This is a genomic window from Polaromonas sp. P1_E3 (assembly GCF_056405935.1).
The window spans coordinates 1-1,294 of sequence record NZ_JBFUBD010000598.1 but is presented as its reverse complement, the minus strand read 5'-3'; the positions used below and the strand labels follow the sequence as shown (position 1 = coordinate 1,294).

Annotated in this window: 1 protein-coding gene; it reads left to right on the top strand. The window is 66.9% G+C overall.

The features are described 5' to 3' along the window. Window positions 1-43 precede the first annotated feature (43 nt). Window positions 44-1,294 (top strand): hypothetical protein (locus tag AC1D0Z_RS22035; RefSeq protein WP_477660279.1); only part of this gene is annotated, 1,251 nt, incomplete at its 3' end.

Here is a 1,294-nt window from a genome sequence, read left to right as displayed (position 1 = left end):
GGCGAGAACCATGTTCACTCGTACCGCGCGGCAGTATAAAGCCATGACGCGAACCCTGCGCCAAATTCTCTGCGGCGTGCTGCTCTTCCAGAGCTGGGCCTTCGCAGCCAACCCTTCGTCCGTCCCGACCGCCTACACCACCGCGCTTTACGAAACGAGCGTGGGCAGCAATCCCGCGCAGGCCTACTTCCTGGTGAACGTATTGCGTCGGGCTGAAGCTCCCAAAGCGGACCTTGAAGCCTTCCGCGCCGAAATGCTGCATGCCTATGCAGCCCAGATGACCAGCGCAGCGCCACCGACCGCTGCGCCCAAACCCGCGCCCGGCCTTTGGGCGTCACTCATGCGGCGGTTGCCGGGCCGGGCGAAACCGCCAACAGACAATGTGGCCGCCGCCATCGAGCGTGGCCGGCAGCGCGACGACGTGATGGGCCCCGAGTTTCGTGCGACCTGGCAGACGGCAATCAACCAGGCGATGACCCCGCGATGGGGGCCCGGCACCTCAGGCGCGCCGGTTTTCACGCTGGAGCTGCGCGACATGCAGCCTATCGCGCCCGGCATCTGGGCTGCGCCCTCTGCCGAGGGCCAGATACGCCTGATGCTGTCGCTGCGTCTGGCCAACACCAGCTCGCTGCCATTGCCCCTGTACCGCCCCGACATCGTCCTGCAAGGCACGCTGCGCTTTACCTGTAACTGGGACAGGACACGGATAAGGCAGAGCGAAATGCGGGCCAATGAGGTAACCCTGTTGCAGCCCGGCGCCGAGTCTGCCCCCCTGGCGTGCGAAGCACCTCCAGTGCCCGGGTACTGGCGCGAGCAGCTGCCCGCGCTGCTGGCCGACAACGGCAAGGCAGGCCTGCAAACTGTGGTCGTGCCGCACGAGCTGGACAGCCAGCAGCGGCTGTACCACATGGAATTGGCGTTCTCGCATGCGGCGCCGCAAGCTGACAGCTGGAGCCAGCGCCTGATGAAGGCCCGGCATGAGAAGTACCGCCAGTGGTCGCCTGCCAAAACCGCACTGGAGCCACCCGAGTCGGGCAGTTTGACGGCTGCGCCGCATCACGGATGGAAGGCAACCGCCACATTGCTGGCGACCTTCCTCGGCGCCACCGTGTTGGCGCTCGGCCTGTTTGCAGGCGGCCGCGCGGCGCGTAGCGCGGGCGTACCGGAGGGTGTGGTTGCCGTTGTCACGGTGCTGCTGGTAGGCGGCGCGTGGGTGCTGGCCACCATGAAACTGGGCGGCGGCGGCACGGGTTACGACCATCCCCTGTATCTCGGCCTTGCCTTGGGGGTGGGC